General features: G+C 68.2%; 21 protein-coding genes. 16 read left to right on the forward strand and 5 right to left on the reverse strand.

Features of this window, described 5'->3' with window-relative positions:
- The first annotated feature begins 1 nt into the window (after position 1).
- Positions 2-1,534 carry an AbgT family transporter gene (locus ACWF4Z_RS04520; RefSeq protein WP_452241535.1) on the forward strand — a complete coding sequence of 511 codons (1,533 nt, stop codon included), beginning with the start codon at positions 2-4 and terminating at the stop codon, positions 1,532-1,534.
- A gap of 10 nt (positions 1,535-1,544) precedes the next feature.
- On the opposite strand, the gene ACWF4Z_RS04525 is transcribed toward ACWF4Z_RS04520, so the two are convergent.
- Positions 1,545-2,123: a nicotinamidase gene (locus ACWF4Z_RS04525; protein WP_452241536.1), complete on the reverse strand. Its 579-nt coding sequence runs from the start codon at positions 2,121-2,123 to the stop codon at positions 1,545-1,547.
- A gap of 260 nt (positions 2,124-2,383) precedes the next feature.
- Here ACWF4Z_RS04525 and ACWF4Z_RS04530 point away from each other — a divergent pair, with 260 nt between their 5' ends.
- The 3 genes from ACWF4Z_RS04530 to ACWF4Z_RS04540 all read left to right on the forward strand — a co-directional run bounded on the left by ACWF4Z_RS04530 (position 2,384) and on the right by ACWF4Z_RS04540 (position 6,031).
- Positions 2,384-3,922, forward strand: a complete 1,539-nt coding sequence (locus ACWF4Z_RS04530; protein ID WP_452241537.1) for a fibronectin type III domain-containing protein — start codon at positions 2,384-2,386, stop codon at positions 3,920-3,922.
- A 24-nt stretch (positions 3,923-3,946) separates the two neighbouring features.
- Positions 3,947-4,711: a sulfite exporter TauE/SafE family protein gene (locus tag ACWF4Z_RS04535; RefSeq protein ID WP_452241538.1), complete on the forward strand. Its 765-nt coding sequence runs from the start codon at positions 3,947-3,949 to the stop codon at positions 4,709-4,711.
- Between the two features lie 84 nt (positions 4,712-4,795).
- The gene (locus ACWF4Z_RS04540; protein ID WP_452241539.1) at positions 4,796-6,031 is read left to right on the forward strand and encodes a D-arabinono-1,4-lactone oxidase; all 1,236 of its coding nucleotides are present in this window, start codon (positions 4,796-4,798) and stop codon (positions 6,029-6,031) included.
- 15 nt (positions 6,032-6,046) lie between these two features.
- On the opposite strand, the gene ACWF4Z_RS04545 is transcribed toward ACWF4Z_RS04540, so the two are convergent.
- A complete protein-coding gene (locus ACWF4Z_RS04545) occupies positions 6,047-7,336 on the reverse strand; it encodes a nicotinate phosphoribosyltransferase (protein ID WP_452241934.1) in 1,290 nt (429 codons plus the stop codon).
- A gap of 106 nt (positions 7,337-7,442) precedes the next feature.
- On the opposite strand from ACWF4Z_RS04545, the gene clpS reads away from it, so the two are divergent.
- The 6 genes from clpS to ACWF4Z_RS04575 all read left to right on the forward strand — a co-directional run bounded on the left by clpS (position 7,443) and on the right by ACWF4Z_RS04575 (position 11,084).
- Positions 7,443-7,730, forward strand: a complete 288-nt coding sequence (gene clpS, locus ACWF4Z_RS04550; protein ID WP_452241540.1) for an ATP-dependent Clp protease adapter ClpS — start codon at positions 7,443-7,445, stop codon at positions 7,728-7,730.
- Positions 7,727-8,281, forward strand: a complete 555-nt coding sequence (locus ACWF4Z_RS04555) for a DUF2017 domain-containing protein (RefSeq protein WP_452241541.1) — start codon at positions 7,727-7,729, stop codon at positions 8,279-8,281. The genes clpS and ACWF4Z_RS04555 overlap by 4 nt, the downstream gene beginning before the upstream one ends.
- Positions 8,282-8,346: 65 nt before the next feature.
- Positions 8,347-9,324, forward strand: a complete 978-nt coding sequence (locus tag ACWF4Z_RS04560) for an aldo/keto reductase (RefSeq protein WP_452241542.1) — start codon at positions 8,347-8,349, stop codon at positions 9,322-9,324.
- A gap of 72 nt (positions 9,325-9,396) precedes the next feature.
- The gene (locus ACWF4Z_RS04565) at positions 9,397-9,852 is read left to right on the forward strand and encodes a Mov34/MPN/PAD-1 family protein (protein ID WP_452241543.1); all 456 of its coding nucleotides are present in this window, start codon (positions 9,397-9,399) and stop codon (positions 9,850-9,852) included.
- A 3-nt stretch (positions 9,853-9,855) separates the two neighbouring features.
- Positions 9,856-10,134 (forward strand): MoaD/ThiS family protein, encoded by a 279-nt coding sequence (locus tag ACWF4Z_RS04570; RefSeq protein WP_452241544.1) that lies wholly within the window; start codon positions 9,856-9,858, stop codon positions 10,132-10,134.
- A 2-nt stretch (positions 10,135-10,136) separates the two neighbouring features.
- Entirely contained in the window at positions 10,137-11,084 is a 948-nt protein-coding gene (locus tag ACWF4Z_RS04575; protein WP_452241545.1) for a PLP-dependent cysteine synthase family protein, read from the forward strand.
- Here ACWF4Z_RS04575 and ACWF4Z_RS04580 read toward each other — a convergent pair.
- Positions 11,081-11,443 carry a hypothetical protein gene (locus tag ACWF4Z_RS04580; RefSeq protein ID WP_452241546.1) on the reverse strand — a complete coding sequence of 121 codons (363 nt, stop codon included), beginning with the start codon at positions 11,441-11,443 and terminating at the stop codon, positions 11,081-11,083. The two genes, ACWF4Z_RS04575 and ACWF4Z_RS04580, sit on opposite strands and share 4 nt — an antisense overlap.
- 161 nt (positions 11,444-11,604) lie before the next feature.
- Positions 11,605-13,710: an ATP-binding protein gene (locus ACWF4Z_RS04585; protein WP_452241547.1), complete on the reverse strand. Its 2,106-nt coding sequence runs from the start codon at positions 13,708-13,710 to the stop codon at positions 11,605-11,607.
- Between the two features lie 125 nt (positions 13,711-13,835).
- Here ACWF4Z_RS04585 and ACWF4Z_RS04590 point away from each other — a divergent pair, with 125 nt between their 5' ends.
- The 6 genes from ACWF4Z_RS04590 (at position 13,836) to ACWF4Z_RS04615 (ending at position 18,533) form a co-directional block, all read left to right on the forward strand.
- The gene (locus ACWF4Z_RS04590) at positions 13,836-14,285 is read left to right on the forward strand and encodes an ester cyclase (RefSeq protein WP_452241548.1); all 450 of its coding nucleotides are present in this window, start codon (positions 13,836-13,838) and stop codon (positions 14,283-14,285) included.
- On the forward strand, positions 14,285-14,992 hold the full coding sequence (locus ACWF4Z_RS04595; protein WP_452241549.1) for a maleylpyruvate isomerase family mycothiol-dependent enzyme: 708 nt from the start codon (positions 14,285-14,287) through the stop codon (positions 14,990-14,992). The genes ACWF4Z_RS04590 and ACWF4Z_RS04595 overlap by 1 nt, the downstream gene beginning before the upstream one ends.
- 19 nt (positions 14,993-15,011) lie before the next feature.
- Complete coding sequence (gene murI / locus ACWF4Z_RS04600; protein WP_452241550.1) at positions 15,012-15,815, forward strand: glutamate racemase; 804 nt, start codon at positions 15,012-15,014, stop codon at positions 15,813-15,815.
- Positions 15,816-15,955: 140 nt separating this feature from the next.
- Positions 15,956-16,702 (forward strand): MBL fold metallo-hydrolase, encoded by a 747-nt coding sequence (locus ACWF4Z_RS04605; protein ID WP_452241551.1) that lies wholly within the window; start codon positions 15,956-15,958, stop codon positions 16,700-16,702.
- Positions 16,683-17,531 carry an alpha/beta fold hydrolase gene (locus ACWF4Z_RS04610; RefSeq protein ID WP_452241552.1) on the forward strand — a complete coding sequence of 283 codons (849 nt, stop codon included), beginning with the start codon at positions 16,683-16,685 and terminating at the stop codon, positions 17,529-17,531. The genes ACWF4Z_RS04605 and ACWF4Z_RS04610 overlap by 20 nt, the downstream gene beginning before the upstream one ends.
- A 114-nt stretch (positions 17,532-17,645) precedes the next feature.
- A complete protein-coding gene (locus ACWF4Z_RS04615) occupies positions 17,646-18,533 on the forward strand; it encodes a neutral zinc metallopeptidase (RefSeq protein ID WP_452241553.1) in 888 nt (295 codons plus the stop codon).
- Here the strand turns inward: ACWF4Z_RS04615 and ACWF4Z_RS04620 are convergent.
- Positions 18,530-19,357 (reverse strand): hypothetical protein, encoded by an 828-nt coding sequence (locus tag ACWF4Z_RS04620; RefSeq protein ID WP_452241554.1) that lies wholly within the window; start codon positions 19,355-19,357, stop codon positions 18,530-18,532. The genes ACWF4Z_RS04615 and ACWF4Z_RS04620 overlap by 4 nt on opposite strands.
- Between the last annotated feature and the right edge of the window lie 2 nt (positions 19,358-19,359).

Here is a 19,359-nt window from a genome sequence, read left to right on the forward strand (position 1 = left end):
CATGAGTACGACGACGGAGACGAAGGAGCTGCCACGCCTGGTCCGGGCGATGGCGGTGATCGAGCGAATCGGCAATGCGCTGCCGCACCCGTTCTGGTTGTTCTGGATCCTGTCCGCGATCCTCGCTGTGGTCAGCGCGATCCTGTCCGCGCTGGACGTTTCGGTGATCTCGCCGAAGGACGGCAAGGAGGTCGCGGTCCAGAACCTGCTGTCCGGCGACGGTCTGCAGATGGCGGTGTCGACCGCGATCTCCAACTTCGCCGAGTTCCCGCCGATGGCGACCATCGTGGTCGTGATCATGGGGGTCGCGCTGGCCGAGCGGACCGGCTTCCTGCAGGCGCTGATGCGGGTGAGCGTGTCCCGGGTGCCGACCTCGATGGTCGTGTTCGCGGTGGCGTTCGCCGGCACGATGGCGCATGTCGCCTCGGCGGCGGCGTACATCATCCTGGTCCCGCTCGGTGGGCTCGCGTTCCGTGCGGTCGGGCGCTCGCCGATCCTCGGCATCGTGGTCGCCTACACCGCGATCGCCTCCGGGTACGACGCCAGCCCGATCCCGACCCCGAACGACGCGATCTTCGCCGGCATCACCACCGCCGCCGCGAAGACGGTCGACCCGAATGCGCACGTCTCGGTGCTGTCGAACTGGTTCTTCAACATCGCGTCCTCGGTGCTGCTCGCATTGGTGATCACGCTCGTCACGCGCCTGGTGCTGAGCAAACGCGACGACCTCGACGCCGACCCGGACGCACCTGGCGACGACGTCGACGCCCTGGCCGTCTCGGCCGCCGAACGCAAGGGCCTGCGCCGGGCCGCGATCGTGTTCCTGATCGCCGCGGCGGCGATCGTCGCTGTGCTGCTGCCGCACGGCTCACCGCTGCGCGGCAAGGACGGCAGCATCGTCGACTCGCCGTTCCTGGACGGCATCGCGATGATCGTCGCCATCCTCTTCGGCCTCGTCGGCATCACCTACGGCGTCACCGTCAAGGCGATCGAGCGCGCTTCCGACGTACCGAAGTTGATGGCCGAGGGCATCAAACAGATGGCTCCGGTGCTGGTGTTGTTCTTCGCGATCGCGCAGTTCCTGGCGTACTTCTCGTGGAGCAAGATCGGAGACCTTCTGTCGGCGGAGTCAGCGCGGTGGCTCGGGGAGATCGGGGCGCCGACGATCGTGATCTTCCTGGGCATCCTGGCGCTGCTGACCGTGATCAACGTGCTCGTGACGAGCGGTTCGGCGATGTGGTCACTGACCGCACCGATCCTGGTGCCGATGATGATGCTGCTGAACGTGCCGGCCGAGACCACGCAGGCGTTGTTCCGGATCGCCGACTCGGGCTCGACCGCGATCACGCCGATGAGTCCGTACTTCGTGATGGCGTTGGGGTTCCTGCAGCGGTATCGCAAGGACGCCGGTGTCGGCACGTTGGCGTCGTACACAGTGCCGTTGGCTGTTGCGATGACGGTTGCCTGGACGTTGCTGTTCCTGGCGTGGTGGGCGCTTGGCATCCCACTCGGGCCCGGCGCTCCAGTCAGATGAGGCGCTCCGGTCAGGTGAGGGTGATGCCGGCGGCGCGGAGCTCGGTCAGGGCCTGGCGGGTGCTGGCCGGTGCGACCCCCGCGATCAGCGAGGTGAGGACCGTCGTACCGAATCCTTCGCTCGCGGCGTCGAGTGCGGTGGCGCGGACGCAGTAGTCGGTGGCGATCCCGCACACGTCGACATCGGTGACGCCCTTCTCCCGCAGCCATTCGGCGAGGCCGTGGCCGCCTTCATGGGACTTCCCTTCGAAGCCCGAGTAGGCGGCCGCGTACTCGCCCTTGTCGAAGATCGCGTCGAACGGCTGGGGGTCGAGGTTCGGATGGAAGCCGACGCCGTCGGTGCCGGCGACACAGTGCCGCGGCCAGGAGTGCACGAAGTCGGGCTCGGCGGAGAAGTGGTCACCCGGGTCGATGTGGTGGTCCCGGGTGGCCACGACGTACGCGTACTGCCGGTCGTCGGCATCGGCCTCGTGCCAGGCGTGCAGCAGCTCGCCGATCCGGAAGGCGACGTTCGCGCCGCCGTCGACCGCCAGGCTCCCGCCCTCGCAGAAGTCGTTCTGCACATCAACCACGATCAGTGCGCGGGCCATCGCGACGCTCCTTTGCGAGGTGTCTCTCAGGCCCACGGTACAAGCGTTCGCGCCGGTAGAGCGCGATTGCGCCCCGCCGGTGGGTCACCCGGCCGGCACAGGCCCCGGAAGTCCGGTCGAAAAGCTAGCCGACCAATAAGACCCGGGTAAGGGTGCCCGCTGGCAGACGTGAGGTGGCCGACGGTTATCGTGTGGTAGCACACGGTCATCTTTCGTTGGGGCTGGCATCTTCCGCCGGAGCGGCCCTTTGGGGGGCGCGCATGAAGAAGGTTGTTCTGGTAGCCGTTACCGCTGCGGCGGTGGTCGCGGCCGCGCTGGTCCCGGCCGGGCCGGCCGTGGTTGCGGCAACGGCCGGTGGTGGCGCAGCGGCGCCGACCGGGTTTGCGTCCGCGTTGTCCGCGCTGGACCGGGCGACCTGGCAGACCAACGCGAGCGTCAACACCTTGGCCACCGCCGGGAACACGGTGTACGCCGGCGGCCTGTTCACCAGGGTCCGGCCGCCGGGCAACAAGGCCGGGGTCGGGGACGCGGCCCGCAAGTACTTCGCGGCGTTCAACCGGACCACCGGCGTACCGACGCGATTCGCGCCGAAGGTCAACGGGCCGGTCTGGAGCGTCGTGACCTCGGCGGACGGGAAGTGGCTCGCGATCGGCGGTGACTTCACCGTCGTGGACGGTCAGCCCCGGCCGCATCTCGCCCTGTTCAATGTTGCCGCCGGCAAGCTTGTGGCCGGCTGGAATCCCGCGCCCAACTATCGGGTCGCGGCACTGGCGATCACCGGCAACACCCTGTATTTCGGGGGGTCGTTCCGCAAGATCGGCAAGGTGAAGCGGGATCGGGTGGCCGCGGTGGCGGTGTCCACCGGCGCGCTGCTGCGATGGAATCCACAGGCCGACGACGACGTGCACGCGATCGAGCTCTCGACCGACCGGTCGCGGGTGTTCGTCGGTGGCGCCTTCACCAAGATCGGCGGTCTCGAGCAGCACGCGATCGCGATGCTGAACCCCACGACCGGCGTCGGATCCGCGATGCCGGCGGCTGCGGCGATCCCGGAGCCTACGCCGGACTGCGACAGCCGGGTCAAGGACATCGAGGTGCAGGGCAACCGGGTGTTCATCGCCAACGCCGGGAGCGGCGTCGGGTGTTACGACGGCGTCATCTCGGCCGACGCGACGACGGGCAAGGTCGTGTGGCAGAGCCACTGCCTGGGCGCTACCGAGGCGATCAAGGCGATCGGGCCGTGGCTGTACAAGGGCTCGCACGCCCACGACTGCAGCGGCGACGGCGAATTCGCCGACGGGACCGGCAACCACCGCCTGCTGGTCTACAACACGCAGACCGGCAAGCTCGGTCCGTGGTTCCCGAACACCGACGCCGCCGGCGAGACGCTGGTCGGTCCACTGGCGTTCGCGTCGGGCGGCAACGACCTGTGGGTCGGTGGTGACTTCACCGCGGTCAACGGCAAGCCGCAGCAGGGGCTGACCCGGTTCAACAACGTGCCGGGTGGCGCCGTACCGGCTGCGCCCGGGAAGCCGAAGCTCGCGAGCGCTCGGGCCAACAAGGTGACGGTCGCCTTCGCGACCGTCGCCGACCTGGACAACATGGCGCTGACCTACAGCGTCTACCGCGGTACGACGAGGATCGGAAGCTGGTCGCGGTCGGCGTACCCGTGGGCCCGCCGGGTCATCACGGTCACCGATACCCACCTGACCAGCAAGCAGACCCTCGCGTACCACGTCGAGGTCACCGACGGCCGCAATGTCACCAAGGGAAAGGCCGCCGCCGTCAAGGTCCGTTAGGCACCACGAATAGACTCGTGCGTTGTGACCGGACCCGAGCACCTTGCTGTCATTGCCGCCGGGTTCGGGGCCGGAATCCTGACCTCGACGGTCGGGGTCGCGTCGCTGATCAGTTTCCCGGCCCTGATCGCGTTGGGGATCCCGCCCGTCGTCGCGAACGCGTCGAACACGATCGGTCTGCTCCCGGGCGCGTTGAGTGGCTCGTTCGGGTACCGCCGCGAGCTCCGCGAGGTCTCCCGGTCGATCACCATCGCGGTGGTGCTGACCTGTGCGATCGGCGCGATCGGCGGCGCGGTCCTGTTGCTCGCGCTGCCGCCCGGAGTGTTCGCGGCCGCGGCGCCCTGGCTGATCCTCTTCACCTGCCTGATCGTCGGCGTACAGCCGTGGATCTCGCGCTGGCTGGCGTCCCACCGCGGGGAGCCGGACGGGACGCGGAGATCGATGACGCCGGCAACGACCTTCTTCACCGCGTTGACCGGCGTGTACGGCGGCTACTTCGGCGCCGGCGCGGGCGTGATGATGATGGCGGTGCTCGGGCTCGGCCTCGAACTGGAGTTGCGGGTCGTCAACGGTCTCAAGACGCTCGCGCTGCTCGCGGCGAACCTCGTGGCCAGTGTCATCTTCGTCTTCATCGCGGACCTCAACGTGACTGCGGTCGTGCTGCTGGCGATCGGATCCGTCGTCGGCGGGTACGTCGGCTCACACATCGGCCGCCGCCTTCCGAGCGGCCTGCTCCGCGTGCTGATCGTGCTGGCCGGCATCATCGCGGCCGTCCTGATGCTGCGCTGAGAGCTCACGTGCGCAGGTCGCGACCTGCTCAGCAGGTGGAACCGAGGGACTCGGGTCCGCGCGGCGTGTGCGACGCTGATCGGCATGACCGGTGGACTGACGAACTGGGCGGGCAACATCAGCTTCGCGAGCGAGCTCCGGCGGCCGCGATCGGTCGAAGAGCTGCAGGAGTTGGTCGGGCAGTCGGAGAAGGTTCGAGTGCTCGGCACCGGCCATTCGTTCAATCGGATCGCGGACAGCAGCGGCGTGCTGGTGAGCGTGGCGGACCTGCCGTCGGTGGTCGAGTTCGGCGAGCGTGGCGTGACGGTGCCGGCCGGGATGCGGTACGGCGAGATCACGGCAGCGCTCCAACAACGGGGACTCGCACTGCACAACCTGGGTTCGCTGCCGCACATCTCGGTCGCGGGCGCGTGTTCGACCGGGACGCACGGGTCCGGGGATACGAACGGGCCACTGGCCGACGCGGTGAACGCGATCACCTTTGTCGACGCCGGCGGCTCGTTGGTGACGCTGACCCGGGACGACGCGGACTTCGCCGGGTCCGTGATCGCGCTGGGGGCGCTCGGCGTGGCTGTCAGCCTGACGCTTGACGTGCAACCGTCGTACCAGGTCAGTCAGGTGGTGTACGACGGGCTGCCGGTCGAGCGACTCGAGTCGGACTTCGCCGAGGTGATGGGGAGTGCGTACAGCGTCAGCGCGTTCACCGACTGGGTTGATCCGGAGGTGATGGTGTGGCGCAAGCAGCGGGGGCACGAGCCGATCGCGCCGACGTGGCTCGGGGCAACTGTTGCCGATGGCCCCCGTCATCCGATCAAGGCGATGCCGGCGGATTACGCGACCCAGCAGGCTGGTGTGCCCGGGCCGTGGAACGAGCGGCTACCGCATTTCCGGCTCGAGTTCACCCCCAGTAATGGCGATGAGCTGCAGTCCGAGTACTTCGTGCCGCGCGAACGGGCGGCCGAGGCGTTCGAGATCTTACGGGCCATGGGCAAGCAATTTGCGCCGGTGATCCAGGTGTCGGAGGTACGAACGATTGCCGCGGACGAGCTGTGGTTGAGTCCGAGTCAGGGGCGTGACACGGTTGCGCTGCACTTCACCTGGGTGCAGGACGAGAGCGTCGTACGGCCCGTCGTCGCTGCGCTTGAGGAGGCGCTGGATCCGCTGGAGGTCCGGCCGCATTGGGGGAAGGTCTTCGCGGCCGACGCAGCGACGTTGCGGGCGCGGTACCCGAAGGTGCCGGAGTTCATCGAGCTCGCGGCTCGGTACGACCCGGAGGGCAAGTTCAGGAATCCGTACCTGGACACCTTCCTACCCAGGTAGGTCTTCCAGAGGAGGTCAGGTGTGGCTCCGCGGGAGGAACGGGTTGCGGCCGTCGTAGTCGCCGATGTACTCGGTCGGGATGGCTGGTTCGCCGCGGCTCAACTGGCTGGCGTAGCGGGGGAGCTCGTCGCGGACCCTCTGGTGATGCGCTTGCGATTCGGCGGGCGTCGTACGGCCGACGATCTTTCCGCCCTCGACCAGCGACTTCAGCAGCAGGCGGTCGTCGCCGTCGTCGACCGGCTGCTCGCCGACCCCGATCAGCTCGACCTCCGCGACCCCGGCCGGCGAGCGGCGACGCAGCGCCCACTTCCGTCCGCCGATGGAGATCTTGTCCGGGCTCTTCTTCGCGACCGGGACCAGGTTGCCGTTCGCGTCCTCGCGGGCGACCAGCTTGTACACGAACCCGCAGGTCGGGTAGCCGCTCCCGGTGACGAGTGACGTGCCCACGCCGTACCCGTCGACCGGTGCCGGTGCGAGCGCGGCGATCTGGAACTCGTCCAGGTCGCTGGTCACGATGATCCGGGTCTTGGTGGCGCCGAGGGCATCGAGTTGCTCACGGACCTGACCGGCGAGTGACGGCAGGTCGCCGGAGTCGATCCGGACCGCGCCGAGCTCGGGGCCGGTGATCTCGAGGGCGGTGCGGACGGCCTCGGCGACGTCGTACGTGTCGACGAGGAGGGTCGTGCCCTTGCCGAGCGCGTCGACCTGGGACGTGAACGCCTCGCGCTCGGTGTCGTGCAACAGGGTGAACGAGTGCGCCGCCGTCCCGGCGCTGGGGATGCCGTGCCGGCTGGCCGCCTCCAGGTTGGAGGTGGTGGCGAAGCCCGCGATGTACGCCGCCAGCGCGCTCGCGACCGCGGCCTCTTCGTGCGTACGGCGGGAGCCCATTTCGATACAGGGCCGTCCGCCGGCCCACCACGTCATCCGGGAGGCCGCCGAGGCCACCGCGGAGTCGTGGTTGAGGATGGACAGGAATACGGTTTCCAGCAGCACCGCCTCGGCGAAACTCGACTCCACCACCAGGACCGGGGAGCCGGGGAAGAAGATCTCGCCGTCGGCGTACCCGGAGATGTCGCCGGTGAAGCGGTAGTCGGCCAGCCAGTCGCGGGTAACCTGGTCGACGACGCCGTGATCGGCCAGGAAGGCGATCGCCCGCTCGTCGAAACGGAACCGCTCGAGCGCGTCGAGGAGCCGGTTGACGCCGGCGACCACGCCGTACCGGCGGCCGTCGGGCAACCGGCGGGCGAACAGCTCGAAGACCGAGCGGCGCTGCGCCGTGCCGTCGGCCAGGCTGGCCTGCAGCATGGTCAACTCGTAATGGTCTGTCAGGAGCGCGGTCGAGGGCGTCGCTGCGTGAGTCACAAGGGCAGCCTATTGCGAAGCCCGAACCGATGATGGAGAGAATGGACCGGTGAGCACCGCACCCAGCGAACTCGAGAGCCCCGAGGTCGACGAGGCGATCAAGCTGAGCCCACCATGGGTGACGATCGTCTGGAACGACCCGGTCAACCTGATGGACTACGTCACGTTCGTGTTCCAGACCTACTTCGGCTACTCCAAGCAGAAGGCGGAGAAGCTGATGATGCAAGTGCACCAAGAGGGCAAGTCGGCCGTCTCGAACGGCAACCGCGAGTCGATGGAACGCGACGTCGAGGCGATGCACACCTACGGCCTGTGGGCCACCTGCGAGAAGTCGTGACCCGGTTCCGCAAGCGCCGCAAGACCGTGATCGTCAGTTTCGCCGAGCACGAGGCCGACATCCTGGCGAACCTGCTCCGCAACCTCGTCGAGCTCCTGTACGACGGCCTGCCGCCGCGCGCCACCGAATCCTCCGACCCCCTCGCCGCCCTGATGGGCGACAGCGACGGGCCGACCTCGCCGCCGGAGGACGTCGTACTGCAACGTTTGCTGCCGGACGCCTACAAGCAGGACGACATGGCGTCGGGCGAGTTCCGCCGCTTCACCGAGCGTGGTCTGCGCGAAGGCAAGGTCTCCGACGCCAGGCGTGTCCTGTCCGCCCTGGAGGAGTCCGGCGCCGACGAGATCGCCCTCGAGCCCGACGAACAACTCTCCTGGCTCCGCGCCCTGAACGACCTCCGCTTGGCCATCGGCACCCGCCTCGACATCAAAGAGGACGACGACTACGGCACCTGGGAAAAACTCCCCGACGAAGACCCCCGCCGCCTCACCTACGACCTCTACGACTGGCTCGGCTACCTCCAATCAGCCCTCCTCCACAACATGCGCTGAACCACCCCCGGCACGCGCAGAGAACGCCTCCGGTTCGCTCGGGGTGCTGGCCTAGGGTGAGGGTTATGGAGACGCGGAGGTTGGGTCGTACTGGGCGGGATGTCGGCGTGGTTGGGCTGGGGGCCTGGCAGTTGGGCGCTGACTGGGGCGAGGTGGACGAGAGTGACGCGCTTGCTGTGCTGCGGGCGGCGGTCGAGGGTGGGGTGACGTTCATCGACACCGCGGATGTGTATGGGGATGGGCGGAGTGAGCGGCTGGTTGGGCGGGTGTTCGGGGAGTACGACGGGCTCACGGTGGCGACCAAGATGGGGCGCCGGGTTGAGCAGGTTCCGGGGAACTACACGCTGGAGAACTTCCGGGCCTGGAACGATCGGTCCCGGCAGAACCTTGGCGTGGACACGATCGACCTGGTCCAGTTGCACTGTCCGCCGACGGCGGTGTACTCGACGGATGCCGTGTTCGACGCGTTGGACACACTCGTCGACGAGCAGCGGATTTCGGCGTACGGCGTGAGTGTGGAGACCTGCGCCGAGGCGCTCACCGCGATCGCGCGCCCGAACGTCGCGTCGGTGCAGATCATCCTGAATGCCTTCCGCCTCAAGCCTCTCGACGAGGTGCTGCCCGCGGCGCAGAAGGCGGGCGTCGGGATCATCGCGCGGGTGCCGCTGGCGAGTGGTCTGCTCTCGGGCAAGTACGACGAGCACACGACGTTCTCGGCCGACGACCACCGGACGTACAACCGGCACGGCGAGGCGTTCGACGTCGGCGAGACGTTCTCCGGGGTCGACTTCACCACCGGCCTCGAAGCCGTCCGCCGCCTGATGCCGTGGCTCCCGGCCGGCGTCACCATGGCCCAGTTCGCCCTCCGCTGGATCCTCGACCAGCCAGGCGTGACCGTCGTCATCCCCGGCGCCCGCAACCCGGCCCAGGCCGCCGCCAACCTCACCGCCGGCACGCTCGCCCCACTCACCGACGACCAGCTAGCAGCCGTCCGCCAAACCTACGACGACCTCATCCGCCCCCAAATCCACAACCGCTGGTAACCGACCCGTCCAGCATCCGGACACGGGGTGCGGTCGTCGGGGTTGGTCGGCCGGGACAACTACCGTGGGTGTGTGTTGGTTATCGAGCAGGGGACGTACGACGCGATCGTGGGGCACGCGCGTAAGGACCATCCTGATGAGGCCTGTGGGGTGGTGGCGGGCGCCGTGGGGTCAGATCGGGGTACGCGGCTCGTGCCGATGCTCAATGCGGCGATGTCGCCGACGTTCTACGAGTTCGACTCGGGTGATCTGCTCCGGCTCTACAAGGAGATGGACGCGAACGACGAGGAGCCGGTGGTGATCTACCACTCGCACACCGCCACCGAGGCGTATCCGTCGCGCACCGACATCAAGCTCGCCCAGGAGCCCGGCGCGCACTACGTGCTGGTGTCGACCCGGGACGGCGCGGACTCCGCAGCGTACGACGGTCCGGTCGAGTTCCGCTCGTACCGGATCATCGACGGCGAGGTCGTGGAAGAAGAAGTACGCGTGGTTGGTTCCTATGAAGAGACCGAAGGAGAGAACTGAGATATGGCGATCGAGCTGCGCGTCCCGACGATTCTGCGCACCTACACCAAGGGTGAGAAGGCGGTCAGCGGGGACGGCGCGACCCTGGCCGAGTTCATCGACAACGTGGACGGCGCCAACCCGGGCCTGAAGGAACGCATTGTCGAGGGTGAGCCGGAGGAGCTGCGCCGGTTCGTCAACGTGTACGTGAACGACGAGGACGTCCGGTTCACCGGCGGCCTGAAGACCAGCGTCAAGGACGGCGACGTGGTCGTCGTACTCCCGGCCGTCGCCGGCGGCTGATCGTGCGTTTCGACAACCTGCTCGACTCGGTCGGCGGTACACCGCTGGTCGGTCTGCCGAAGTTGTCCCCGTCGGGCGATGTCCGGCTCTGGGCCAAGCTCGAGGACCACAACCCGACCGGCTCGATCAAGGACCGGGCCGCGCTCCGGATGCTGCTGGACGCCGAGAAGGACGGCCGGCTCCGTCCCGGCAACACGATCCTCGAGCCGACCTCCGGCAACACCGGCATCTCCCTCGCGATGGCGGCCAAGCTGCGCGGGTACCGGATGGTTTGCGTGATGCCGGAGAACACCTCCGCGGAGCGCCGCCAGATCCTGCGGATGTGGGGCGCCGAGATCATCTCGTCCCCGGCCGCCGGTGGGTCGAACGAGGCGGTCCGGGTCGCCAAGCAGGTCGCGGCCGATCACCCCGACTGGGTGATGCTGTACCAGTACGGCAACCCGTCGAACGCCGCCGCCCACTACGACGGCACCGCCCGCGAGATCCTCGACGACCTCCCGTCCGTCACCCACTTCGTCGCCGGTCTCGGCACGACCGGGACGCTGATGGGCGCCGGCCGGTTCTTCCGCGAGCACAAGCCCGAGGTCCGCATCGTCGCCGCCGAACCCCGGTACGGCGAGCTCGTCTACGGACTGCGCAACCTCGACGAGGGCTTCGTCCCCGAGTTGTACGACGAGACACTCATCGACGCGCGGTTCTCGGTCGGCCCGCGAGACGCCGTCCGACGGGTGCGCGAACTGCTCGACAACGAAGGCATCTTCGCCGGCATCTCCTCCGGCGCGATCCTGCACGCGGCGCTCGGCCAGGCGGCCAAGTGCCACCAGGCCGGCGAGAAGGCCGACATCGCCTTCGTGGTCGCCGACGGCGGCTGGAAGTACCTCTCCACCGGCGCCTACGAAGGCACCATCGACGAAGCCGAAGACCGCCTCGAAGGCCAACTCTGGGCTTAATTCCCAGATTTGAAGAGGAATCTGCGGCCCAGGCGGGGGTGGACGCCGCGGCCCTTGCAGCTGCTGCAGGGGCGTTGGGCGTAGCTGAAGACGCCGCCGTAGTGCCGGCCTGCGCCCTTGCAGCGGGCGCATTTGGCGTTGGGGTGCAGCGACAACGAGACGACGTAGAACGCGAACACCGCCATCGCGAGCACCAGCAGCATCCCCGTCGGCCCGAGGGCTCCGGCGATGTCGGCGGCGGTGCTGTTGCTGTCGGCAGCCTGGGACGCGGCCGGTCCGGCGGCCGTGACGTGATCGGGTTGCGGATTCGGTGCGGCGGCGGCGCTCAGCACCACCGCGATCTGGTGCGCCAGGCTCATGGCATCACAAAGGGCGGTCGAACGAACATCGCACCAGAGTGGCGTGGATCACGTGGATTGACAACTGGATAACGTAAAGATGCAGACAAGTTCGGCGTGTCGTTTCGTGAGAAGAGACAGGGGTGTCTTCAGAACGACCCGAATCCGGGTCTGGTTACGGGTCAGCGGGAGACCGCGCCGATCTCGTCCCGCAGGATCCGCGCCGCCGCATTGGCCTCGGCGGCCTGCCCGGTCTCGCCCGCAGCGTCGTAGTACCGCGCCATCGCCTCCAGGCAATCCGCGGTCAGCGGGTCGCGCTGCCCGGCGGTCAGCGCGGCGGCCTCGGTGAACTTCTCGTAGGCGTCGTCCAGTCGGCCCTCGTCCGCGGCGAGATGACCTAGGCCGAGCAGGGCCTCGGCGATACCCCGGTCGTGACCGATCCGGCCGAACAGTTCGGCGCTCTCCAGGTACGACGCTCGCGCGGTGTCGGTCAGTCCCAGGTGTCGCTGCGCGTTGCCGAGGCTGACCAGGCCGAACGGCAGTCCGTATCCGCTGTTGGTTCGGCGCGCGTTGTCGACGGTCGACCGGTAGTACTCGGCGGCTTCGTCGTACCGGCCGAGTTCGTAGCAGACGATGCCGAGGTTGTGCTCGGCCGCGACGAGTGTGTTGGCGGGTCCGATCTCCGGTCGCAACGCCAGGCACGCGTGGGTGAGCCGTTCGGAGCGGTCGTACTGGCCCAGCAGCCGGGCGACGGTGGCGCTCCACAGCAGTACTTCGGCCCGTACGAGCGGGGGCACGTCCGCGTCGAGGAGGTCGAGCACCCGCGTCAGCCAGGTGTCGGCCTCGGTGATCTGGCCGGTCCAGGTCCAGTACCGCCACAGGTGGCGGGCGAACTGGACCGAGCGCTCGACGTCACCGCTCGCCAGGGTGTGCTGCACAGCCGCGCGAAGGTTGGCGTCGTCGGCTGCAAGCCGTTGTTTCCAAGCGTTTTCGGCCGGACCGACCAGCTCGGCCCGGCCGGCGAATTCCAGGAAGTACTCCGCGTGCTGCGACGCGTAGTCGACCCGGTCGGCCGGATCGAGCTGCTCGGCGGCGTACTGCCGGACCGTCTCCAGCAGGCGGAACCGCTCCGGCTCGGGCGACACCAGGCTGCCGTCGATCAGCGCCGCGAAGTCCGCCAGGGCGGCGCCGGTCACCGTGAGAGCGGCCTCGGTGGTGAAGCCGCCGGTGAACACCGAAAGGGCGGCCAGGATCTCGCGTTGCCGCGCGGTCAGCAGCCGGCCGCTCCAGGCCAGGGTGTCGCGCAGGGTCCGATGCCGCTCGGGAAGGTCGTGCGCGCCGCCGGTGAGGAGCTCGAGATCGGCCAACTGGGCCAGGAGCGCCGCCGGACTCAGCACCCGCAACCAGGGCGCGGCCAGCTCGATCGCGAGCGGCAGCCCGTCGACGCGTCGGCAGATCGCTGCCACCGGCTCGACCTGCTCGGGCGTCAGCACGAACCCCGGTACGGCGGACTCGGCGCGACGGGCGAAGATCCGGACGACTGGGAGATCGGCCGCATCGGCCCCCAACGAATCCGGTACTGCGAACGGCTGGATCGGCAGGATCCGCTCCGCGCCGAGTCGCAGCGCGGTCCGGCTCGTCACGAGCACACGCAGCCCCGGACAGGTCGCGAGCAGGTCTGCGACCAACCCGGCGGCCTCCGGGAGATGCTCGAAGTTGTCGACGAACAGCAGGGTCTCGGTAGTCCGCAGGGCGGCCGTAACGCGGTCGGCCGCTGACGTCCCGGGGCGTTCCTTGAGACCGAGCGAACGGAGGATCTGCGAAGCCACCGCGTCCGGCGTCCGCAGGTCCGCCAACGGGACGAACACGACGTCGGTGAGGGCAGCCGTAATAGCGATCGCGAGCCTGGTCTTCCCGACCCCACCTGGGCCCGTCAGGGTCAACAGGCGGGTGGTCGGGTCGGCGAGGATTCCGGCCGCGTCGGCAAGCTCGGTGTCGCGGCCAAGCAACGGACCCGCCGGAATCGGAACCCGCAGTGCCTCCGCCGGCCGCACTAGCTGTGGACCAGGACGGCGCGCCGCCTCCAACTGCTCGCGATCCGCCGGATCGAGAGCGAGCGCGTCCGCGAGGACCGCCAACGTACGGCGTTGGGGTCGTTGCCGCTCACCACGTTCGAGCAGGCCGATCGCGTCGACACTCAGCTGGGCTCGCTCCGCCAGCTCCTCCTGGGTTAGACCGGCCCGCTCACGCAACCGCCGGAGCAGATCACCGAAAGAGCCAGCCGCCACGCGGGCATCGTAGTCCCCACGGCAGACATTTGTCGGTGCGTTTGTCGGTGCCTTTGTCGGTGGCCGGCCGGTGCGATCGGGCCGATCCTCGGAGAGACGACGAACGACGCTATCGGGGGAACACCATGCAGCAGAACAAAGCAGTCGCACGGACCTGGATTGCCGCCGGCAACGACCGGGACTTCGACCGGTTCGACGCGATCTTCACCGCCGACACGGTCGACCACGTCAGCGGGAACACCGGAATCGCTTGGTGGAAAGAGATCTACAGCTGGATCGGGATCTCCTTTCCGGACTGGCGGTGGCGCAATGTCTTCGTGGTGGGCGAGGGCGATCTCGTGATGGTCAGGGCCGATCTCGTCGGCACCCACCGTGGTTCCTGCCTCCCGTTCCTGAACGGCGTCGAGCCGATCGGGACACCGATCGTCTGGCGGCACTTCCATCAGTTCCGCCTGCAGGACGGCCTGATCGCCGAGCACTGGGCCGCCCGCGACGACCTCGGCGTCCTCCGCCAACTAGAGGCCGCCACAAAACCACGTCCAAAGCTGCATCCCTGTCTGGGAGACATGGGCTGATGGGCCACTACCGAGCATTGACCGGCGGTGCCCGACCGGACCCCACTCCGAAACGCGAGCTGAGCCTGGCGGAGTATCTGGCGACAGCCCAGCTGGAGTCGAACCGGTTGGCCGAGGCTGCTCTGGCTGCCGGGCTGGACGCCGCCGTACCGACTTGTCCAGGGTGGACGGTCGGGGAGTTGCTCAGGCATGTCGGTGGCTTGGCGAGGGGTGTCACCGATTACCTGCGCACCCAGAATCCCCATCCGCCCACCGAAGCAGACAAGCAGAGCTGGTTCGCACCACCACCAGAAGGGACCGATCTGGTTGTCTGGTACCTGGAGATCCGGGCCGAACTCGCGGACGCCTTCCAGGCCGCGAATCCGCAGGCGCCGTACTTCAGCTTCCTGCCGGCCCCGTCGCCGTTGCTGTTCTGGGCCCGGCGAGACGTCCACGAGACCGCTATCCACCGCGCTGACGTCCAGCTCGCTACGGGCGCGGAGATCACGCCGTACGACGCAGACTTCGCGTACGACGGAATCGCCGAACTCATCGACTACACGACCTCGGTGCTGGGCTTGGATCTTCGGCCGGATCTTCTGTTGGTCGGGCCGCCAAGTGACGTCTATCTGACCTTGTGGAACCGCAAGTCCGCGAGCGGTCTGTACCTGATCGGGGATGTGGACGTGCTCGCCCTCTGGCGCACCCAGGCGAAATGGGAGTTGTAGGGGTGAATAAACTCGGGGAGTGACTGACGCGCCGGTGGGGATCTTTGATTCGGGGTTCGGGGGGCTTACGGTCGCCCGGGCGGTGCTCGATCAGTTGCCGCACGAGCCGATCCTGTATCTGGGGGACACCGCTCGGCAGCCGTACGGGCCCAAGCCGATCGCCGAAGTTCGCGAGTACGCGCTGGAGTGCCTCGACCACCTGGTCGAGGCCGGCGTGAAGATGCTCGTGATCGCGTGTAACTCGGCCAGTGCCGCGATGCTGCGGGATGCGCGCGAGCGGTACGACGTCCCCGTGGTGGAAGTGATTCTCCCGGCCGCCCGCCGAGCCGTCGCCGCGACGCGGAACCAGCGGGTCGGCGTGATCTGCACCAAGGCGACCGCTCAGTCGCTTGCTTACGAGGACGGATTCGCGGCCGCCCCGCAGGTGGAGCTGTTCACCCGCGCGTGTCCGGAGTTCGTCGACTTCGTCGAGCGTGGCGTGACGTCCGGTCCGGAGCTGCTCGAGGCCGCGCACGAGTACCTCGATCCGCTGGTCGAGGCCGGCGTCGACACGCTCATCCTCGGTTGTACGCACTACCCGCTCCTCACCGGCGTGATTTCGTACGTGATGGGTGACAACGTCAGCCTGGTGAGCAGTGCGGAGGAGTGCGCCAAGGACGTGTACGGCGTACTCACGAAGACCGGACTGCTGCGCTCGGACAACCTGCCGGAGCCGCGGCACCGCTTCGTCACCACCGGCAGCCCCGACGAGTTCGCCGCCATCGGCTCGCGGTTCCTCGGGCCGGTTCTGTCCTCGGTAGACCAGTTCGCCTGGATCCGCTGAAGGGTGTGACCTGAGTCGCACCCAGCAGTCGCCCAGAGGTTGTCGAGGGCATCGGCTTTGGCCGGGATCGCTGCCTGGCAACCGGATCGACGCGACCGGCGTGCCTGCGAACTCCGCAACCCGCCGGTAGGGTTTCAGGTATGAAGCTCACCGTGATCGGCTGCTCCGGGTCCGTCCCCGGGCCGGACTCGGCCGCCTCGAGCTATCTGGTCACCGCCGAGGGTTTCCACCTGGTCCTCGACCTCGGCAGCGGCGCATTCGGCTCGCTCCAGCGCTATCTCGCCGTACCGGAGATCGGCGCGATCGGCCTGTCCCACTTGCATCCGGACCATTGCATGGACCTGACCGGGCTGTACGTCGCGGCCAAATACGCGCCGGGGGCACCGATCCCGCGCATCCCTGTGTACGGTCCGGCCGGGATGGCACACCGGATGGCCTTGGCCTACGACCTGCCCGACGATCCCGGGATGGAGGAGGAGCTGGAGTTCCAGAGCTGGCAGGAAGTTCAGACCATCGGCCCCTTCACCGTCCGGACCTCGCCGATGGTGCACCCGGTTCCGGCGTTCGCCATCCGGGTTGAACACGGCAACAAATCGCTCGTTTACACCGGCGACACCGGCCCGAACGACGCGCTCGTGGAGATTGCCCGCGGCGCCGACCTGCTGCTGTCCGAGGCGGCTTTGCCGGACAACGATCCGCACAACCCGATCGACCTCCACCTGACCCCGGCCGAGGCGGGTGAACACGCCAAGAAGGCAGGTGCGAAACGGCTCGTCATCACGCATGTCCCGCCCTGGTACGACCGTGAGACCCAAGCCGAGAACGCTCGTCGCACCTACCCCGGACCCGTCGAGATCGCGACCCCGCATGCAGTTTTCGACATCTGACGGCGTTCGGTTGTGGTCCGCAACCACCGGTACGGCGTCGACCGCGCCACCGGTCGTGGTGATCCACGGCGGACCAGGCCTCTGGGACGACTACGCCGTACTCGCGGAGATGCTTGACGACCTGACCGTCGTCCATCGCTTCGACCAGCGCGGTTGCGGCCGGTCCGGACCGTCCGACGAGCAGGCGATGGCGCTGACCGTGCGGGACATCGACGAACTCCGCGAGTTCTGGGGTCATGAGCGGATCATCGTCCTCGGTCACTCGTTCGGCGCGACGCTCGCGCTGCTCTACGCGGCGACCTACCCCGAGCACACCGCCGGTGTGGTTTACCTGGGCGGAGTCGGGATCGGCGACTGGCATACGCCGTGCGAGGCCGAAACCGAACGCCGGATGACGCCGGAGCAGCGGGATCGGCTGGAGGAACTGGGCACGCGTCGGCCGCGGACCCCGGACGAGGAGATCGAGTTCCGGACGCTGAGTTGGTTCACCAGCCATGCGGACCGGTCGAAGGCGATGGAGTGGGCGCACGCTGAGGCGTCCGTCGACCTGCCGATCAACTGGGCCGCCAACCGGGCGCTGAGCGGCGAGACGAAGGCGTGGCCGGCGGACTACCTGGCTGAGCTCGCGGCGACGGTGACAGCGCCGGTCGCCTTCATCCACGGCGAGGGAGACCCGCGGCCGGCGTCGTTCGTCCGGGACCTGGCCGACCATGTCCCGACCCACACCTTCCACCTGATCGAAGCCGCCGGCCACTCCCCATGGCGCGAGCGCCCGGCCACCCTACGAGCAGTCCTCAGGAATGCGGTCCTAGGCACAGAAGCCGCGTAGTCACCCACGTCCTGGCCGGCATCGCAACAGCCCGGAACTGAACTGGCCCTCGCGCAGTCCTATGGTTCGTCGCACGTACGGCGGGGGTCCGTACGGCGGCCGAGAGGGAGACTGATGTCGCGCAAGCCGAGGGTTGTCGTCGCCGTGCTGCTCGCCGCAGGGATGTTGGCGTCCTGCGGACTCGAACACACGTCGAGTCCGCCACCTCCGCACATCGCGCCGAGCGTGCCGGCCGGCGGGATAGTCCAGCCGACCCGCACCGTGCCCAAGCCGGTGGTGATCCCATCGAAGACCCAGTCCGGACCGAGCGACACCGTCGTACTGACGAAGAACAAGCTGTACTCGGTCGGGACGATGAAGTCGACGGGATGCCATGAACCCAAGGCGAAGCCGACCACGTCCGCCGCGGTCAGCGCGTTCTACCGCAGTCTCGAGCAGTGCCTGAACCGCGGCTGGCCGGCCACGGTCGCGGCAGCCGGGTACAAGTTCCGAGCGCCGCGTCAGTACGTCTGGTGGTCGTCGACCGACAGTCCTTGCGGCCTGAGCAGCCCGCTCGTGTCGTTCTACTGCCCGGCGGACCAGACGATCTACCTCAGCGGCGACGAGATCATCCAGACCAACGGGAACTACGGATACATCGGGGCGCAGTGGTGGGCCACGCATGTGCTGCCGCACGAGTACGGGCATCACGTCCAGGAGCTCACCGGGATCATGCCCGCCTACCAGCACCTGTACGCCGCGGCGCCGAATCAAGCCGCGAAGGACCAACTGACGCGGCGATTGGAGCTACAGGCATCGTGTCTCGGGCACGTGTTTCTGATGGCGAACAAGCGCAGCTACCCGATCACCGCACAGATGCTGGGTGACTGGAGCTGGCGGACCATCCGCATCCCGAACCACGGCAGTGTCGCAGCCCAGCGCTACTGGATCAGCCGGGCCGTCGCAATGAAGCGCCCCGGAGCCTGCAACACCTGGGCCGCCCCCGCATCCCAGGTCGCCTAAGCCACTCGCGCTGCGACCGCCTCCGCCAGGGTGTCGCCGGGCTGCAGGCCGAAGTGGGTGGCCGCGGAGGCGCCGCGGATGACCAGTTCGGTGAAGCCTGTCCCGGAGCTGCCGGGGATGATGCCGGGAGTGTCGCGTGGTACGGCGGTCAGGTGTGGGTAGCAGGTGACGTCGACGAGGGTGTTGTCGTTGCGTCGGGCAACAGTCAGGGTCTGGCCGGGGGTGAGGTCGAGGCGGCGGTCGAGTTTGCAGTTGCCGAAGTTGTCGATGACAGTGACGATCGGTTCGTCCTCGGGAAGCTCAGGTACGGCGGTTGCCGTCGACGGGACTGCGTGTCCATCGGTGACCCACTTGGCCAGCAGCGGCAGGTACCAGAGGCTGCGGAACTGGGTGTCCACGATCTTGTCGAGTTCCGTCGTACTGAAGTCGGCCCAGCCGCGGGCCGCTTCCAGCACCGAGCGGATGTCCGTGACGTGGACGGAGTCGATGCCGAGCTCCCGCCGTACCAAGGACAAGGCGCGGGCGTTGAACGTCGACGCGACCAGGTGCTGCCCATAGGTGAAGTAGCAGAACGGGACGCCGTTCGGCCAGACGCCGTCGCGGGGTGCGATGTTGAGCAGGGTGATGGTGGGATGGCCGGCCGTGCCGAGGGACTGCGTGGAGAGCAGGCAGTCGAGCAGCGTGAGTGCGGCGAACGACTCCGGATCGGGCCCGTCGGCCGCGACGATGGTCGGCGACTGACCGAACAATGCGCCGATCCGGGTGCTCAGTCTGGCCCGGGCGTTGGCGTCGAAACAGTCGGTGACGTAGGTGATCGGGTACATGC

It is taken from the genome of Kribbella sp. NPDC055071, assembly GCF_053608045.1.